Annotated in this window: 20 protein-coding genes; 3 read left to right on the forward strand and 17 right to left on the reverse strand. The window is 72.5% G+C overall.

The annotated features are described in order from the left end of the window. Window positions 1-119: 119 nt before the first annotated feature. The 5 genes from carA to pyrR are packed head-to-tail and all read right to left on the reverse strand — an operon-like array spanning window position 120 to window position 4,543. Window positions 120-1,241: a glutamine-hydrolyzing carbamoyl-phosphate synthase small subunit gene (carA, locus tag ACWEVN_RS37770; protein ID WP_449686710.1), complete on the reverse strand. Its 1,122-nt coding sequence runs from the start codon at window positions 1,239-1,241 to the stop codon at window positions 120-122. After that, window positions 1,238-1,732: a PH-like domain-containing protein gene (locus tag ACWEVN_RS37775; protein ID WP_310975034.1), complete on the reverse strand. Its 495-nt coding sequence runs from the start codon at window positions 1,730-1,732 to the stop codon at window positions 1,238-1,240. The genes carA and ACWEVN_RS37775 overlap by 4 nt, the downstream gene beginning before the upstream one ends. Further along, window positions 1,732-3,018, reverse strand: a complete 1,287-nt coding sequence (locus ACWEVN_RS37780; RefSeq protein WP_452054468.1) for a dihydroorotase — start codon at window positions 3,016-3,018, stop codon at window positions 1,732-1,734. The genes ACWEVN_RS37775 and ACWEVN_RS37780 overlap by 1 nt, the downstream gene beginning before the upstream one ends. After that, a complete protein-coding gene (locus tag ACWEVN_RS37785; protein WP_176176229.1) occupies window positions 3,015-3,947 on the reverse strand; it encodes an aspartate carbamoyltransferase catalytic subunit in 933 nt (310 codons plus the stop codon). Before ACWEVN_RS37785 ends, ACWEVN_RS37780 begins: the two co-directional genes overlap by 4 nt. Continuing rightward, the gene (gene pyrR / locus ACWEVN_RS37790; RefSeq protein ID WP_449686707.1) at window positions 3,944-4,543 is read right to left on the reverse strand and encodes a bifunctional pyr operon transcriptional regulator/uracil phosphoribosyltransferase PyrR; all 600 of its coding nucleotides are present in this window, start codon (window positions 4,541-4,543) and stop codon (window positions 3,944-3,946) included. Before pyrR ends, ACWEVN_RS37785 begins: the two co-directional genes overlap by 4 nt. A gap of 249 nt (window positions 4,544-4,792) precedes the next feature. Between pyrR and bldD the strand changes: the two genes are divergently transcribed. Then, a complete protein-coding gene (bldD, locus tag ACWEVN_RS37795) occupies window positions 4,793-5,281 on the forward strand; it encodes a transcriptional regulator BldD (RefSeq protein WP_003096372.1) in 489 nt (162 codons plus the stop codon). Window positions 5,282-5,388: 107 nt separating this feature from the next. Here bldD and nusB read toward each other — a convergent pair whose 3' ends face one another. The 3 genes from nusB to ACWEVN_RS37810 are packed head-to-tail and all read right to left on the reverse strand — an operon-like array spanning window position 5,389 to window position 7,541. After that, window positions 5,389-5,844 (reverse strand): transcription antitermination factor NusB, encoded by a 456-nt coding sequence (gene nusB, locus ACWEVN_RS37800; protein ID WP_091308410.1) that lies wholly within the window; start codon window positions 5,842-5,844, stop codon window positions 5,389-5,391. Further along, a complete protein-coding gene (gene efp / locus ACWEVN_RS37805) occupies window positions 5,844-6,407 on the reverse strand; it encodes an elongation factor P (RefSeq protein WP_310975012.1) in 564 nt (187 codons plus the stop codon). Before efp ends, nusB begins: the two co-directional genes overlap by 1 nt. A gap of 45 nt (window positions 6,408-6,452) precedes the next feature. After that, window positions 6,453-7,541, reverse strand: a complete 1,089-nt coding sequence (locus ACWEVN_RS37810; protein ID WP_449686705.1) for a M24 family metallopeptidase — start codon at window positions 7,539-7,541, stop codon at window positions 6,453-6,455. 68 nt (window positions 7,542-7,609) lie between these two features. Here ACWEVN_RS37810 and ACWEVN_RS37815 point away from each other — a divergent pair, with 68 nt between their 5' ends. Then, window positions 7,610-8,029, forward strand: a complete 420-nt coding sequence (locus tag ACWEVN_RS37815) for a B-4DMT family transporter (protein WP_449686704.1) — start codon at window positions 7,610-7,612, stop codon at window positions 8,027-8,029. A gap of 2 nt (window positions 8,030-8,031) precedes the next feature. Here ACWEVN_RS37815 and ACWEVN_RS37820 read toward each other — a convergent pair whose 3' ends face one another. The 9 genes from ACWEVN_RS37820 to ACWEVN_RS37860 form a co-directional block, all read right to left on the reverse strand. Further along, the gene (locus ACWEVN_RS37820) at window positions 8,032-9,501 is read right to left on the reverse strand and encodes a beta-xylosidase (protein WP_452054469.1); all 1,470 of its coding nucleotides are present in this window, start codon (window positions 9,499-9,501) and stop codon (window positions 8,032-8,034) included. A gap of 178 nt (window positions 9,502-9,679) precedes the next feature. Continuing rightward, window positions 9,680-10,588 (reverse strand): GNAT family N-acetyltransferase, encoded by a 909-nt coding sequence (locus ACWEVN_RS37825; protein WP_452054470.1) that lies wholly within the window; start codon window positions 10,586-10,588, stop codon window positions 9,680-9,682. After that, the gene (gene aroQ / locus ACWEVN_RS37830; RefSeq protein ID WP_310975007.1) at window positions 10,585-11,016 is read right to left on the reverse strand and encodes a type II 3-dehydroquinate dehydratase; all 432 of its coding nucleotides are present in this window, start codon (window positions 11,014-11,016) and stop codon (window positions 10,585-10,587) included. The genes ACWEVN_RS37825 and aroQ overlap by 4 nt, the downstream gene beginning before the upstream one ends. Beyond that, window positions 11,013-12,122, reverse strand: coding sequence for a 3-dehydroquinate synthase (gene aroB / locus ACWEVN_RS37835; protein ID WP_452054471.1), 1,110 nt, complete (start codon window positions 12,120-12,122; stop codon window positions 11,013-11,015). Before aroB ends, aroQ begins: the two co-directional genes overlap by 4 nt. Window positions 12,123-12,130: 8 nt before the next feature. After that, the gene (locus tag ACWEVN_RS37840; protein ID WP_449679166.1) at window positions 12,131-12,655 is read right to left on the reverse strand and encodes a shikimate kinase; all 525 of its coding nucleotides are present in this window, start codon (window positions 12,653-12,655) and stop codon (window positions 12,131-12,133) included. Beyond that, a complete protein-coding gene (gene aroC, locus ACWEVN_RS37845; protein ID WP_310975004.1) occupies window positions 12,652-13,839 on the reverse strand; it encodes a chorismate synthase in 1,188 nt (395 codons plus the stop codon). Before aroC ends, ACWEVN_RS37840 begins: the two co-directional genes overlap by 4 nt. Window positions 13,840-14,059: 220 nt before the next feature. Continuing rightward, on the reverse strand, window positions 14,060-14,710 hold the full coding sequence (locus ACWEVN_RS37850; RefSeq protein ID WP_452054472.1) for an anti-sigma factor family protein: 651 nt from the start codon (window positions 14,708-14,710) through the stop codon (window positions 14,060-14,062). Continuing rightward, window positions 14,707-15,219 (reverse strand): sigma-70 family RNA polymerase sigma factor, encoded by a 513-nt coding sequence (locus tag ACWEVN_RS37855; RefSeq protein WP_452054473.1) that lies wholly within the window; start codon window positions 15,217-15,219, stop codon window positions 14,707-14,709. Before ACWEVN_RS37855 ends, ACWEVN_RS37850 begins: the two co-directional genes overlap by 4 nt. 4 nt (window positions 15,220-15,223) lie before the next feature. After that, a complete protein-coding gene (locus ACWEVN_RS37860) occupies window positions 15,224-15,592 on the reverse strand; it encodes a hypothetical protein (RefSeq protein ID WP_310975001.1) in 369 nt (122 codons plus the stop codon). 105 nt (window positions 15,593-15,697) lie between these two features. Between ACWEVN_RS37860 and ACWEVN_RS37865 the strand changes: the two genes are divergently transcribed. Next, window positions 15,698-16,135: a QcrA and Rieske domain-containing protein gene (locus tag ACWEVN_RS37865; RefSeq protein ID WP_360183497.1), complete on the forward strand. Its 438-nt coding sequence runs from the start codon at window positions 15,698-15,700 to the stop codon at window positions 16,133-16,135. Window positions 16,136-16,177 lie beyond the last annotated feature (42 nt).

The raw sequence follows: 16,177 nt of genomic DNA on the forward strand, positions 1-16,177 counted from the left end.
GTTCGGTGCGTTGAACGCACCGAACGCCACATTGGGTGCGTTTGCCCCAAGTTCGATCTCGACGGGCCCCTCGGCGCCTTTGCTCCGGATCCGGAGCCGCTCGATGCCGGTCGTGAGGGTCACGACCGCTTCTCCATGAGCGAAACGAATTCGTCGAACAGCGGGGCCGCGTCGTGCGGGCCGGCTGCGGCTTCGGGGTGGTACTGGACCGAGAACGCCGGGACGTCCAGCGCGCGGACGCCCTCCACCGTGTCGTCGTTCGGGCAGTAGTGGCTGATCTGCGCCGCCCCGAAGGGGGACTCGAAGCGCTGGCCCGGCTCGCCTTCCAGCGCGAACCCGTGGTTCTGGGCCGTGATCGCCACCGACTTGGTCGCCACGTCGATCACCGGGATGTTGATGCCCCGGTGGCCGTAGCGCATCTTGTACGTTCCCAGCCCCAGTGCTCGGCCGAGGACCTGGTTGCCGAAGCAGATGCCGAACAGCGGGATCTCGCGGCCCAGCACCTGCTTGGTCAGCTCGGTGGCGTGCACCGTGGTCGCCGGGTCGCCCGGGCCGTTCGACAGGAACACCCCGTCCGGCTCGATTTCCAGGAGCTCGTCCAGCGAAGCGGACGAGGGCAGCACGTGCACCTCGATGCCGCGCTTGATCATCTGGCGTGGGGTGTTGGACTTGATGCCCAGGTCCAGCGCCGCGACCCGGAAGCGAACATCCCCGGAAGGCGAGACCACGTACGGCTCTCGCGTCGAAACCTGACCGGCCAGGTCGGCGCCCTCCATTTTCGGGCTCGCCAGCACCGAGGCGACCATGTCGTCGACCGTGCCGAGGGCGTCGCCGGAGAACACGCCGGCGCGCATCGCGCCGACCTCGCGCAGGTGCCGGGTCAGCGACCGCGTGTCGACCTCGGCGATGCCGACGATCCCCTGGCGCACCAACTCCTCGTCCAACGAGCGCTTGGAACGCCAGTTGGACGGCGTGCGGGCGGGGTCGCGCACCACGTAGCCGTTGACCCAGATCTTCGAGGACTCGTCGTCCTCGTCGTTCCAGCCGGTGTTGCCGATCTGCGGCGCCGTCTGGACCACGATCTGCCCGTGGTACGACGGGTCGGTCAGCGTCTCCTGGTACCCGGTCATCCCGGTGCAGAACACCGCCTCGCCGAGGGTTCGCCCCTGCGCGCCGTAGGCAGCGCCGCGGAACACCCGGCCGTCTTCGAGTACCAGTGCGGCCTGAGCGCGCGCGTTCACTGGGCACCTCCCTTGATCTTGAGCTGTTCGATCCACTGTGGATAGTCGTCGAGGTCGTCGCCGCGGAAGCCGGTGTCGAGCTCGACGTCGCCGAGGCGCCAGGTGATGACGAGCAGCGCGTCCGTGCCCATCACCTTCCCGGCGATCTTCGTGTCGCGCCGGACGCCGGTGACGGCGTCGCGCGGGATCCAGAAGTCCGGGGCCCCGCCGCGTTCGACGGCGATCCCCGCGGAGTGCAGCCGCCAGACCGCACCGGTGCGCAGGCCCGCGCCGCGGGTGACGATCCGGTTCTGCCACTCCCCCGCGATCGTCGTCGACAGGTAGACGCCGGTGGACTCCAGCAGGACGTCCCCCGCCTCGCCGGGGATGGCCGGGAACGGGGGCACCTGGGCGCTCTGCGAGCGCGACTTGCGCCGCCAGCCCACGTACATGCCCCAGAGGCAGAGCAGGAAGAAGGCGACGATCGCCAGCACCAGCCAGAGGCGTTCCATCAGCAGATCTTCCCGTCCCGCGCGGTGATCCGCCCGCGCAGCAGCGTCGCGGTCACCACGCCGGGCAGCCGCATTCCCTCGTACGGGGTGTTGGCCGCGATGCTGGCCAGCTCCGCGCCGCGGACCGTCCACTCGGCGTCCGGGTCCACCAGGGTCAGGTTCGCCGGCTCGCCCACCGCGATCGGACGGCCCTGGTCGGCCAGGTTGCCGATCTCGGCGGGCCGCTCGCTCATGACGCGGGCGACGCCGCGCCAGTCGAGCAGGCCGGTGCGGACCATCGTTCCGGCCACGATGGACAGTGCCGTCTGCAGCCCGAGCATGCCCGGCCGGGCCGCGCTCCACTCGGTGTCCTTGTCCTGGACCGCGTGCGGCGCGTGGTCGGTGGCGACGCAGTCGATCACGCCCTCGGCCAGCGCGGCCCGCAGTTTCTCGGCGTCGGACTCGGTGCGCAGCGGCGGGTTCACCTTGTTCACCGGGTCGTAGGTGGCCAGACGCTCGTCGGTGAGCAGCAGATGGTGCGGCGTCACCTCGGCCGACACCTTCGTGCCGCGCTCCTTCGCCCAGCGCAGGACGTCCGCCGTGCCCGCGGTCGAGACGTGGCAGACGTGCAGCCGCGCGTTCGCGTGCAGCGCGAGCAGGCAGTCGCGGGCCACGATGGACTCTTCCGCCGCGGCCGGCCAGCCGGTGTAGCCGAGCCGGGCCGCGCGCTCGCCCTCGTGGGCCTGGGCGCCGACGGTGAGCCGCGGCTCCTCCGCGTGCTGCGCGATGACGACGTCGAGCGCGGTCGAGTACTCCAGCGCGCGGCGCATCAGCAGCGGGTCGGCAACGCAGAGGCCGTCGTCGGAGAACACCTTCACCCGGGCCTGGGAGTTGGCCATCGTGCCCAGCTCGGCGAGCTTCTCGCCCTTCAAGCCCACGGTGACCGCGCCGACCGGGTGGACGTCGACCAGGCCGACCTCCTGGCCGCGCCGCCACACGTGGTCGACGATCACGGCGTTGTCGGCGACCGGGTCGGTGTTGGCCATGGCGAACACCGCGGTGTAGCCGCCGAGCGCCGCCGCGGCCGAGCCGGTGTCGATGGTCTCGGTGTCCTCGCGGCCGGGTTCGCGCAGGTGGGTGTGCAGGTCGACGAAGCCGGGCAGCAGGACCTGGCCGTTCGCCTCGATGACTTCGGCGTCTTCCGGGGCGTCGACGGCGCCGATCGCGGTGATCACGCCGTCCTCGATCAGGACGTCGACGGGATCGCCTTCGCCGTAGGGCCGGGCGCCCTTGATCAGGGTGCTCACGCGGCGGCTCCTTCGCTGGCCAGGAGGTGGTAAAGGACCGCCATGCGCACGTGGACGCCGTTGCGGACCTGCTCGGTGATGGCCGAGGCCGGGGAGTCGGCGACCGCCGAAGCGATCTCCATCCCGCGCAGCATCGGGCCGGGGTGCAGCACGACCGCGTGGTCCGGCAGCAGCTTCTGCCGCCGCTCCGACAGGCCGTACGCGATGGAGTACTCCCGCGCGCTCGGGAAGAAACCTCCGTGCATCCGCTCGGCCTGGACCCGCAGCATCATCACGGCGTCGACCGCGGGCAGCTCGGCGTCCAGGTCGTGCGAGACGGTGACCGGCAGGCTCTCGACGCCGTAGGGCAGCAGGGTCGGCGGCGCGACCAGCACCACCTCCGCGCCGAGGGCCGACAGCAGGTGGATGTTCGAGCGGGCCACCCGGCTGTGCAGGACGTCCCCGACGATCGCGATCCGGCGGTCCTTCAGCGACCCGAGACGCTCCCGCAGCGTGGCCGCGTCGAGCAGCGCCTGCGTCGGGTGCTCGTGGGTGCCGTCGCCGGCGTTGACCACCGACGTGCCGGGCTCGGCGAGCCAGCCGGCCAGGCGCTGCGCGGCGCCGCTGGCCGGGTGCCGGACGATCACGCAGTCGGCGCCCGCGGCGGCCAGCGTGAGGGCGGTGTCCCGGAGGGACTCCCCCTTGTTCACCGAGGAGCTGGACGCGGAGACGTTGATCACGTCCGCGCTCATCCACTTGCCGGCGATCTCGAACGACACCCGGGTGCGCGTCGAGTTCTCGTAGAACAGGGTGATCACCGTGCGGCCGCGCAGCGTCGGCAGCTTCTTGACCTCGCGGCCGAGCAGCGTGTGCTTCAGCTCGTCGGCGGTGTCGAGCACGGCCGTGGCGAGCGCCGGGTCCAGGCCGTCGGTGGCGAGCAGGTGCTTCACGAATCCTCTCCAGCAGCATCGGAAGGGCGCAGCAGGACGGCGTCCCGGCCGTCGATCTCGGCCAGCAGGACCGAGACGCCCTCGGAGCGGGCGGTCGGTACGTTCTTGCCCACGTAGTCGGCGCGGATCGGCAGCTCCCGGTGACCGCGGTCGACCAGGACGGCCAGCTGCACCGCGCGCGGGCGGCCGTGATCACGCAGGGCATCGAGCGCGGCCCGGATGGTCCGGCCGGAGAAGAGGACGTCGTCGACCAGGATCACGACGCGGTCGTCGATGCCGTCGGCGGGCAGCTGCGTCTGCTCGAGCGCGCGCGGCGGGCGGCGGCGGAGGTCGTCCCGGTAGAGGGTGACGTCGAGGGCGCCGGTGGGCGGGCGGACCCCGGAGAACTCGCCGATCTTGTCGGCGAGGCGGACGGCGAGCGGCGTGCCCCGGGACGGGATGCCGAGCAACACGGGCGGGGTAGTGCTCTCCGCACCGTTCGCGGTCTTTTCGATGACCTGATGGGCCATTCGGGCGATCGTGCGCGCGACATCGCCGGCCGTCAGGAGCTCGCGCTCCCCGGCCGAACCAGCCGCGTCACGCGGGCGTGACGACAAACCGGACTCCTTCCCCGCCTCACCGGACGGGTCCTTAAAGGACGTCTGTATCCCCTGCTGGTCGGGGCTTTCCCACCGACAGTAGCAGGCACTTTGCTCAGTCTTCCGGGTGGTGTGAGGTGATTCGCGACAAGCTCGCGCTTGACCTGGTGACAACAATGCGTAACCATTACTCTGAGTATTCGACTCAGCGAGTCCCCCGGCCCGGTCACCCCGACCGGGAGGGGGTGAAGAACGGAGAACGACCAGATGGGCGATTACGCCAAGGCGCTCGGGGCCAAGCTCCGCGGGATCCGCCAGCAGCAGGGCCTGTCCCTGCACGGGGTCGAGCAGAAGTCCGGTGGGCGCTGGAAGGCCGTCGTCGTCGGCTCGTACGAGCGTGGCGACCGCGCCGTCACCGTGCAGAAGCTGGCCGAGCTGGCCGACTTCTACGGTGTGCCGGTGGTCGAGCTGCTGCCCGAGGGCCGGGTCCCCTCCGGTGCCGAGCCCGCCACCAAGATCGTCATCAACCTGGAGCGCCTGCAGCAGCTGCCGGCCGAAAAGGTGGGCCCGCTGGCCCGCTACGCGGCGACGATCCAGAGCCAGCGCGGCGACTACAACGGCAAGGTGCTCTCGATCCGCACCGAGGACCTGCGGTCCCTGGCGATCATCTACGACATGACCCCGGGCGAGCTGACCGAGCAGCTCATCGACTGGGGCGTCCTGCCGCCGGAGGCGCGTCCTTCCAAGGAGGACTGATCGCCGGATGTGCTGCACCGACGCAGTGAGCGTTTCCAGCGGGGCACCTGGAGACGCTCACTGGTTCGTCGGGGGGCCCGCAGCACCGGGCGTGTTCTCTTTTTCCGTCAGAGCACGGCGCGCAGGCGGTCGGCGATCGTGCCGATCCGGCCCAGGACGCCGTTGACGAACCGCGGCGAGTCGTCCGTGGACAGTTCCTTCGCCAGGCCGACGGCCTCGTCGATCGCGACCGGGTCCGGCACGTCCTCGGCCCAGAGCAGCTCGTAGACCCCGACCCGCAGCACCGCGAGGTCGACCTTCGGCATCCGCTCCAGGGTCCAGCCCTGCGCGTGCTCGGCCAGCAGCTCGTCGATCTGGGTCTTCCGCCCCGTGACGCCCTCGACCAGGCTGATCGTGTAGTCCGCGATCGGGTCGACGTCCGTCGCGCCGACCCGATCGGCCAGCAGCGTCACCGCGTCGGTGTCGCGCTGCGCGGCCTCGTACAGCATTTCCACCGCGCGGCGGCGCGCTTGCCGGCGGCTGATCGCGCCGCCGCGGTTCGGGTGGGGTTTCGACGTCGGCATCAGCTGGAGACGCGGCCCAGGTAACGGCCGTCGCGGGTGTCGACCTTGATCTTCTCGCCGGTGGACAGGAACAGCGGGACCTGGATCTCCGCGCCGGTCTCCAGCGTGGCCGGCTTGGTGCCGCCGGTGGAGCGGTCGCCCTGCAGGCCCGGGTCGGTGTGCTGGACGACCAGCTCGACCGACGTCGGCAGCTCGACGTACAGCGGCTCGTTCTCGTGCACCGCGACCTGGACCTCGGTGTTCTCGAGCATGTAGTTGGCGTTGTCGCCGACGACCTCGGCCGGGACGGTGATCTGGTCGTAGGTGTCACCGTCCATGAACACGAAGTCCTGCCCCTCCTTGTAGAGGTAGGTCATGTTCCGGCGGTCCACCGTGGCCGTCTCGACCTTCGTGCCCGCGTTGAACGTCTTGTCGACCACCTTGCCGGTGAGCACGTGCTTGAGCGTCGTGCGCACGAAGGCGCCGCCCTTGCCCGGCTTGACGTGCTGGAACGCGGTGACGGTCCACAGCTGGCCCTCGAGGTTGAGGACGAGCCCGTTCTTCAGGTCGTTGGTCGTGGCCACGAGCTTGCAGTCTCCTGTGTCGAATCTTCGGGTTCGGGGCCGCTGTCAGACGACCACGAGGTTCTTGGTGCTCAGGGTGAGGAGTTCGGGCTCCCCAGCCCGCACGACGAGCGTGTCCTCGATGCGCACGCCACCGCGCCCCGCGAGGTACACGCCGGGCTCGACGGTGACCGCCATACCGGCGGCCAGTGTACCGACGCCCGTCGCGGCGAAGCTGGGCGCCTCGTGGATCTGCAGGCCGACGCCGTGGCCGAGGCCGTGCGCGAAGTGCTCGCCGTGACCCGCGTCCGCGATCACCGTCCGCGCGGCGGCGTCCACATCGGACACCTCGGCGCCCGGCACGACGGCGGCGACCCCGGCCGCCTGGGCGGTGTGCACGAGCTCGTAGACCTCCCGCTGCCAGTCCGCGGGTTCGCCGAGGACGAAGGTGCGGGTCATGTCGGAGTGGTAGCCGTCGACGGTGGCGCCGAAGTCCATCTTGACGAAGTCGCCGCGCACGAGCTCGGCGTGCGTGGGCTGGTGGTGCGGGATGGCCGAGTGCGCGCCGGCCGCGATGATGGAGGCGAAGCTGGTGGCTTCGGAGCCGTGCTCCAGCATCCGGTTCTCCAGGTCACGGGCGATTTCCAGCTCGGTCCGCCCCGGCCGCAGCCCGCCGGCGGCGACGAGGTCGTCCAGCGCCCGGTCGGCGGCCGCGCACGCCTGGCGCAGGGCCTCGATCTCGGCCTCGTCCTTGACCTCGCGCAGCCGCTCGACGAGGCCGGGGGTCCGTTCCAGGGGCACCTGCTGCTTGAGGGCCTCGTAGGTCTCGACGCTGACGTGCTGGCTCTCGAACCCGAGCCGCCCGTAGGTCTTGGTGTCCTTCGCGGCGCGGGCGACCAGGGCGGCGGCACTGGCGCGGTCGACGACGGTTTCGAGGTCGGGCACCTCGGCGGCGGACTGGGTGGTGTAGCGGCCGTCGGTGCAGAAGAGCGTCCGGTCGTCCCCGCCCGTGTGGAGCAGGAGGGCGGCGTTGGAGCCGGTGAACCCGGTGAGGTAGCGGATGTTCAGCAGATCGGTGACCAGCAGCGCCTCGACACCGGCCCCGGTCAGGAGCCCGCGCAGCGCGGCACGACGTCGTCCATGGGTCTCAGGCACGGGTCCACCCTAGTGCGCGGGCTTGCCGGGGGAAGCGACTCGCCAGTAGGCCGCCTACACTCCGCAGGATGAGCGCCTGGGTGATTCGCGGACTGGTGATGGCGGTGCTGCACGGCACGGCGTTGACGCTGCTGGCCAAGTACGCCGTGTACCACCCGACGGACCAGACGCTCGCGGTGTCGCTGACGCTGGCGGTCCTGGTCGGCGCGGCGGCCCTGTGGGCCGCACTGGACGCCTGGCGGGGTGTTTCCGACCGCGGCCGGGCGTGGTTCATCGCGGCGCTGGTCGCGGGCGTGGTCTCGGGCATCCTGTACGTGCTCGGGCGAGCGGTGTTCGTCGACCAGACGGGCGTGTCGGAACTGGGTGGGGCACTGACGGGCGGAGCGGCGTTCTCGGCGCTGTTGGTGCTGGTCCCGGCCGGGCTGGGGCTGTTCGTCGGCGGGCGGATCGGCCGGTCACCAGGATCGAGCGAGGACAGCGCGGCCTGACTTCAGCCCACCAAGGAAGCACCGGGCGGGTAGCCGTCCCACTGGGCCGGGGTCACCGGGCGGGCCGTCGAGCCGTTGCCGGCCACCACGCCGGGGTCGGGGGCCGGCCAGCGGTGGCCGTCCAGGATGAACGCGTAGCCGTGGCCAGGGGCCTGCACCGCCTCCGCTCCCGAACGCAGCCGCGTCGCCTGCGGGAGCGCCGCCAGTGCCTGCGGGGCCCGGTCGAGGACCTCGCCCGCCAGCGCCACCGCCACCGCGCGGCGGTCCACCCGGACCCGCGCGCCCGCCCGGACCAGGTCCATCGTGCGTTCCGGGGACGGCGCCGTCACGCCGTCGAACGTCGACGCCACCCGGGCCGGGTTCGCGCACGCCTGGCTGCCGAGCAGGTCCAGCCCGAAGTGCCGCAGGTCGGCCGGGGCGCGGGCGCCGCCGATCGCCGTCGCGCGCACGAGGTCGAACGGCACCCGGTCGCACGGGTCGGCCGACGACAGCGGCGCGTGCCCGTCCGCGCGGCGCACCAGCCCCGGCCCCTCCTGCCACGGCCCCGGCACCACCACGGGCTGGTACGGGTGCTCGGTGAAGTCCGCGGTCCAGAACGTCAGCGTCGTCCCGCCGTCGGTCTCGTGCGCGACGACGAACGCGGCGAGCGCGCCCACCCACATCAGGTCCGCGCTGAACCCGTCGACGACCGACCGCGCGCGCGGCGCCGACGTCGACGCGACCGGCACGAACCCGCCGACGTCCAGCGCCTGCACCCCCGACCCGAACGCCGGGTCGCGCGAGCGGAGCAGGAACTGTCCCGCGCCGTTCGGGCCCGCGGCGCGGCCGGTGGTGTCGGTGAACATCAGGTAGAACCAGCCGTCGAGGTAGACGGCCGACGGCTGGCCGGCGCCGTAGACGTTCTCGCGGTGCACGTCGTGCGACGGCCCGAGGATCGGCCCCCCGCCGGCCGCGCGGGTCCAGTGGATGCCGTCGGGGCTGGTGGCGAGCCCGATGGAGTTGCCGAGCGCGTGGTCCCCGGCGGCGCCGGTGTAGTACAGGTAGTACGTCGAGCCGACGCGCAGCACCGACGGGTCGCAGGTGTGCATGCCGTCGAACTGCCCGGGCGCCCCGGAGAACACGGCGGCCGGGATCCCGCCACCCGGTCCGGTGAACGGCCCGTCGAAGGACCGGGCTTGTGCGTAGAGGATGTCGTCCCCGGCCGGGCCGGCGCCGCCGTACTGGCTGCACCACCACATCCGGGTCTCCCCCCGGTCGAGCATCACCGACGGCCCGTAGTTGTAGACGGCGTCGAGCCCCCCGGCGGCAATCACACCACCACTCTGCCGAGGGTCACCCGAAGGAAGTTTGACGTCGGTGGGCCGGGCGGTCTTCCCACCCGCGATGGCGGGCTGCTCGCCCGCGGCCTGCGGCTGGGCGTAACCCTCGGTGCAACCCGCGAGCAAGAGCCCGGCCAGAACACTGGCGAGCAAGGCACGAGCGGGTCGCCGACCCCCACGACGAAACGGGTGCACGGCATCGGAGTGTAGCGAGCGACTTCACCCGTCCGAGCGACCGCGCTCGGTTCGGGGTCGCCGCTTCGCCGGTCGCGAATGACTCATTCGAGGCCTCGGACGTCCCGGATGAATCATTCGCGGCGTCCGGCCCTGGTCACGTGCTCGCGAGCGACCCCTCCGCGGCGACCAGCTCGACCTCGAACCCGGCCTCGTTCTCCAGGTACGCCGCGTAGTGGGCGGGGCCGCCCGCGTGCGGGTACCGGTCCAAAAACAGCGGCCGCCAGCCGTGGTCCGTCGCCCGGGTCGCCAGGTCGTCCACCTGCTGCCGCGTCTCCACCTGCAGCGCCAGGTGGTTCAGCCCCGGCCGCGTGCGCTCGTGCTCCGGCGCGCTCAGTGCCGGCGACGCCTCCACCACCAGGTACGTCCCGCCCAGCCGCCAGCTGACCCCGGCCGGCCAGCGCTGGAACTCGCGCCAGCCGAGCTCGCCGAGCAGCCAGCCCCAGCTGCGCTCGGCTTCCGCGAGGTCCGGCACCCACAGCTCGATGTGGTGCGGCCGCCCGTGCGACGCCGGCAGCGCCACCAGCACGCGGTGCAGGTCGCCGTAGTGGACGCCGCTGCCGACGTCGAGGAAACCCAGGCGCCCGGCCACCTTGCGGCTCGCCGCGTTCCGCTCGTGGACCAGCGCCCACACCGCCGGGAGCCCGAGCGTGCCGAGCCCGTGGTCGAGCAGCGCGCGGGCGGCCTCGGTGGCCAGGCCCTGCCCCGCGTGCGCGCTCGCGACGTAGTAGCCCAGCTCGGGCACCTCGCCCGGCAGCTCCCACGACGGACGCAGGTGCGCGACGCCGATCACCTCGGCGTCGCGTTCGATCGCCCAGTGGCCCTGACCCGCCGGCCCGCGGTAGGCCAGGCGGCGGTCCACCATCGCGCTCGCCACGGCCGGGTCGGAGAAGTCCGCGGCGAAGTACCGGCTCATCTCCGGGTCGGCGAACACCTTCACCACGGCTTCGCGGTCGGCCTCGGTCAGCGGCCGCAGCGTCAGCCGCGGCGTCGCCAGCACCGTCATCCCGGGCGGGTGGCGAGCCAGCGCAGGGCGAGCGGGTAGCCGTCGACGCCGAGGCCCGCGATCACCGCCGTCGCGATGTCCGACAACACGCTGTGGTGCCGGAACGCCTCGCGCCGGTGGACGTTCGAGATGTGCAGCTCGATCAGCGGGGCGGTCAGCTGCGCCGCGGCGTCGCGCACCGCGATCGAGTAGTGCGTCCACGCGCCCGCGTTGAGCACCACCGGGTGACCGCCGTCGGCCGCTTCGTGCAGCCAGCCGACCATTTCGCCTTCGTGGTCGGTCTGCCGGACCTCGACCTCGATCCCCAGCTCCTCGCCGGTCTCGACGCACAGCGCCGCGAGGTCGGCGTGCGTGGTCGAGCCGTAGACCGACGGCTCGCGCTTGCCGAGCCGGCCGAGGTTGGGGCCGTTGAGCACGAACGCCTTCACAGCAGCACGCTCCCGCCGCTGCGGGTCGGCTCCGCCGCGATCGCCGAGTACGCGGCCGCGAGCAGCGCCGGGTCCGGGCCCTCCAGGCGGCCGGGCTTGGCGAGCGCGTCGAGGACGACGAACCGCAGCGCCCCCGAGCGGGTCTTCTTGTCGCCCTTCATGGTTTCCAGCAGCTGCGGCAGCGCGTCGGCGTCGTACGTCGTCGGCAGGCCGAGCAGCTTCAGCACCGAGGCGTGACGCTCGGCCGTGGCGTCGTCGAGGCGCCCGGCCAGCCGCGCCAGCTCGGCGGCGAACACCAGGCCGACGCTGACCGCGGCGCCGTGGCGCCACCGGTACCGCTCGCGGCGCTCGATGGCGTGCCCGAGCGTGTGGCCGTAGTTGAGGATCTCCCGCAGGTCGGATTCGCGCAGGTCGGCGGCGACGACGTCGGCCTTGACCTGGATGGACCGCCGGACCAGCTCGGCGAGGACGTCCCCGGTCGCGTCGAGCGCGGCGGCCGGGTCGGCCTCGACCAGCTCGAGGATCCGCGGGTCGGCGATGAACCCGGCCTTGACGACCTCGGCCATCCCGGCGACGAGCTCGTTCGGCGGGAGCGTCTCCAGCGTGGCGAGGTCGACGAACACCGCGCTCGGTTCGTGGAACACCCCGACGAGGTTCTTGCCGGCGTCGGTGTTGATGCCGGTCTTGCCGCCGACCGAGGCGTCGACCATGCCCAGCAGCGTGGTCGGGACGTTGACCAGCCGGACCCCGCGCATCCACGTGCCCGCGACGAACCCGGCGAGGTCGGTGACGGCGCCGCCGCCGAGGCCGACCACGGCGCCGCGGCGGTCCAGCCCGATCCGGCCGAGCACCTCCCAGCAGAAACCCGCGACGGTCAGCGCCTTGCCGTCCTCGGCGTCCGGGATCTCGACGCGGTGGGCGTCGAGGCCCGCGGCGTTGAGCTCGTCGCGGATGGCTTCGGCGGTGGTGGTCAGCGTGGGCGGGTGGATCAGCGCGATCTTCGAGGCGTCGGCCAGGTGCTCGGTGAGGTCGCCGAGCAGGCCGCGCCCGATCACGACGTCGTAGGGCTGGGCGGTGGCGACGGTGATCCGCACCGGATCGGACACGGGGTGACTCACTCCTTGGCTTCGGCGGGAGCGGCGAGCTCCGCCACGAGGTGCGCGACGATCTCGGGGGGCGTCCGGTCGTCGGTGACGATCTCGACGGTGGCGACCTCGCGGTAGACGGGCACCCGCTCGTCGAGCAGTTTCTTGAAGGTGGCGCGGGGGTTCACCCCGGCCAGCAGCGGCCGCGCGCTCGACAGGCCGGTGCGTTGCACACCCGCCGCGAGGCCGACGTTGAGGAACACGACGGTGTGCTCGGCCAGCCGGGCGCGGGTGCCCGGCGTCAGCGGTGCGCCGCCGCCGAGGGAGAGCACGCCGTCGTGCTCCGCCAGCGCCGTCGCGACCGCTTCTTCTTCCAGGGCGCGGAAAGCGGGTTCGCCGTCGTCCGCGAAGATGTCGGAGATGCTGCGCCCGGCGCGCGCGACGATGTCGTCGTCGCTGTCGCGGAACCCGACGCCGAGCGCGGCCGCCAGCAGCGGCCCGACCGTGCTCTTGCCCGAACCGGGCGGGCCGACGACCACCGCGCGCGGACTCACCACCGCTCCTCGAGCGCCTTGAGGTAGGCCTCGGCGTTGCGCTTGCTCTCGGCGAGCGAGTCGCCGCCGAACTTCTCGAGCGCGGCGTCGGCGAGGATGAGCGCCACGACCGATTCCAGCACGACCCCGGCGCGCGGCACGGCGCAGACGTCCGACCGCTGGTGGATCGCGACCGCGGGCTCGCCGGTCTTGACGTCTACTGTGGACAGTGCTTTGGGGACGGTCGAGATCGGCTTCATGGCCACCCGGACCCGCAGCGGCTCGCCGTTGGTGATGCCGCCTTCGAGGCCGCCCGCGCGGTTGGACCGGCGGGTGACGCCGACCGGGCCGGTGCCGCGGTCGATCTCGTCGTGCGCCTGGCTGCCCCAGCGGCGTGCGGTGGTGAAGCCGTCGCCGACCTCGACGCCCTTCATCGCCTGGACGCCCATCAGCGCGCCGGCGAGGCGGGCGTCGAGCCGGCGGTCCCAGTGGACGTGCGAGCCGAGGCCCGGCGGGAGGCCGTAGGCGAGGACCTCGATCACGCCGCCGACGGTGTCGCCCGCCTTCCGCACGGCGTCGACCTCGGCGACCATGGCGTCGGTGCCTTCCTGGCTGAAGGAGCGCACCGGGCTCTCGTCGATGGCGGCCAGGTCGCCCGGCTGCGGGAGCGGGCCCTCGGGCGCGTCGGCCCCGCCGATCGAGACGACGTGGCTGAGGATTTCGACGTCGAGCAGCTGCTTGAGGAAGTTGCGGGCGACGGTGCCGAGCGCGGTCCGCGACGCGGTCTCGCGGGCGCTCGCGCGCTCCAGGACGGGCCGGGCCTCGTCGAAGCCGTACTTCTGCATGCCGGGCAGGTCCGCGTGGCCGGGGCGGGGCCGCGTGAGCGGTTCGTTGCGCGCGAGGCCTTCGAGGATCTGGGGGTCCACCGGGTCGGCCGCCATGACCTGCTCCCACTTGGGCCACTCAGCGTTCTCGATGTGCACGGCGACCGGGCCGCCCTGGGTGAGACCGTGGCGGACGCCGCCGAGGAACTCGATGTGGTCGGTCTCGAACCCCATCCGCGGGCTGCGGCCGAACCCGAGGCGGCGGCGGGCCAGCTGCTCGGTGACGTCGGCGGTGGTGACGGCAACGCCCGCGGGCATCCCTTCGAGCACGGCGGCCAGCGCGGGTCCGTGCGATTCACCTGCGGTGATCCAGCGCAACATGGGCTCAATCCTGTCACGGCCGCGGTCCGGGCCGGGACATGCCTCCGGTCACTCCGCATCCCTGGAGGGGCGGCTCGCGTGTCCGAAGGCGCATCTCACGTGATTGCAGGCGTAACTCACGTGATTGGAGGCGTAACTCACGTGACTGGAGGCGTAACTCGCGTGACTGGCGGGGTGGTGGCTCATCCGGGACCCCCTGCGGCCCGGATGAGCCACCGGCTCAGAGCGTCAGGCGGAGCAGGGGGAGGCCGTCGGCCAGGCGGACTTCGAGGGCCGCCAGGTCCGCTTGGTGCACGGCCGTGCCGATCGAGAGGCGGGCCGTGTTGTCCGGGAGGGCCTTCCAGGTCGCCAGCCGGGTCTCCACGCCCGAGCGCGAGATCGCCACCAGGACGTACTCGCCGCCGCTGCGGCCGCCCGTGTAGCTGCACGACATGTCGACCTGGGTGCCCCAGTCGAACGCCGCCAGGCGGGCGTCCGCGCGGACCGGGAACTGGCCCAGGGCCGTCATCGCCACCGAAGGCGGCGGAGCGGGCAAGGCGGGAGCGGGCGCCGAGGCCACCACCGCCAGCGCCACGCAGGCCGACACCGCCAGCGCGGCCGACGCGGACGTCACCGCGAGCCGGATCCGGCGGCCGCGCCGCACCCGCCGGAGCACCACCGGGAGCAGGTCCGGCGGGGGCGGACCGGGGTCCGGCAGCGACGCCGGTGCGTCCACCCTGGCCAGCAGCCCGGGCAGCCCCGCCAGCTCGCGCACCGAAGCCGCGCACCGGTCGCACGTGCGCAGGTGCTCCTCGAAGCGCTGGCGGTCCTCCGGGGCGAGCGCCCCGAGCACGTACGCGGCGTCGAACGTCGCGAAAGGATCTTCGCTCACTGGGTCACTCCCCTCTCTTCCAGCACCAGGCGGAGCGCGCGCAACGCGTAGTGCGTGCGCGACTTGACCGTCCCTTCGGCCACCCCCAGCTTCAGTGCCGCGTCGGCGACCGAATACCCCTGGAAGTAGCACAGCAGCAGCACCTCGCGGTGCCGTTCCGACAGCTCGGCCAGCGCCTCGGCGACCAGCCAGCCCTGCACCGCGCGGTCGGTGCCGTCGGCGATTACGCGGTCCGGCGGCCGGTCGGTCGGCACCTCCGACCGGGCCGACGCCGACCGCCAGCCATCGATGGCGATCCGCCGGGCCACCGTGAACAGCCACGCCCGCGCCGAGCCCTGCGACTGGTCCAGCACCGCCGGCGAGCGCCAGGCCCGCAGCAGCGTCTCCTGGACGACGTCCTCGGCCCGGATCCGGTCACCGGAGGTCAGGTGCAGGGCGTAGGACCACAGCGCCGCCGCGTGGTCCTCGTGCAGCGCGCGCATGAGCGCCTCTTCGGCGACTTCTCCCACGAACTCAGGCCGCGACCCGGCGCCGGTCCTTCACGAACAGCAGCGCCAGACCGCCCACGATGCAGACTGCCTCCGTGATGACGCCCCAGTACTCCGGCTGGCTGTTGAACTGGTCGTGGTTCCCCATGAACCCGACCGTCGCGGCCAGCACGTACGCCCCGAGCGTGAGCGCCCCGAAGCCGACCGCGCCCAGCGCCGGCAGCCAGTGCCGCCAGGCCAGGACCGCGATCGCCAGCACCAGTCCGGCGATCGCGTCGAGCAGGAACAGCGTGCCGGTCAGGCCGGGGTAGTCCTGCGTCCACAAGAAGTAGTGCACGCCCGCCGAGCCGAGCAGCGCGGCCGCCACGACGATGCGTAGAACCCAACTCACCATGATCGTTCCTCCACTCCACACCCACTCCGGTAGATACACGGAGCAGGGGGCGATCCGGTTCACCGGAAATTGAACCGAACGGGTGGCGATCCCGTTGATAAGGGCATGACAGCCGAACTGCACTCCCGCCGCACCGTCCTGTCCACCGGTGCCGCCGTCGCCGGTGCCGCCGTCGGCGCCGTCGCCCTCACCGCCTGCTCGTCGGAATCGAACGGCAAGTCGGGCACCGCGCAGGCCCCGATCGCCGCCGGGACGCCGCTGGTCGCGCTCGCCGAGGTCCCGGTCGGGCAGGCGAAGGCGGCGAAGGCCCCGGACGGCTCCGACGTGATCGTGGCCCGGACGTCCGAGTCGGCCTGTGCCGCGTTCAGCGCGGTGTGCACGCACCAGGGCTGCACCGTGACGCCGAAGGGCGCCGACCTGGTCTGCCCGTGCCACGGTTCGGTGTTCAACGCGCTCACCGGCGAGGTCAAGCAGGGCCCGGCGAACAAGCCCCTGCCGAGCGTGCCGGTCAAGGTCGAGAACGGGAAGGTCGTCACCGGCTGACGAGCCGGGCGCGCGAACGGGCCCTTGTGGACGCACCGTCCA

This window comes from Amycolatopsis sp. NPDC003861 (assembly GCF_053605405.1).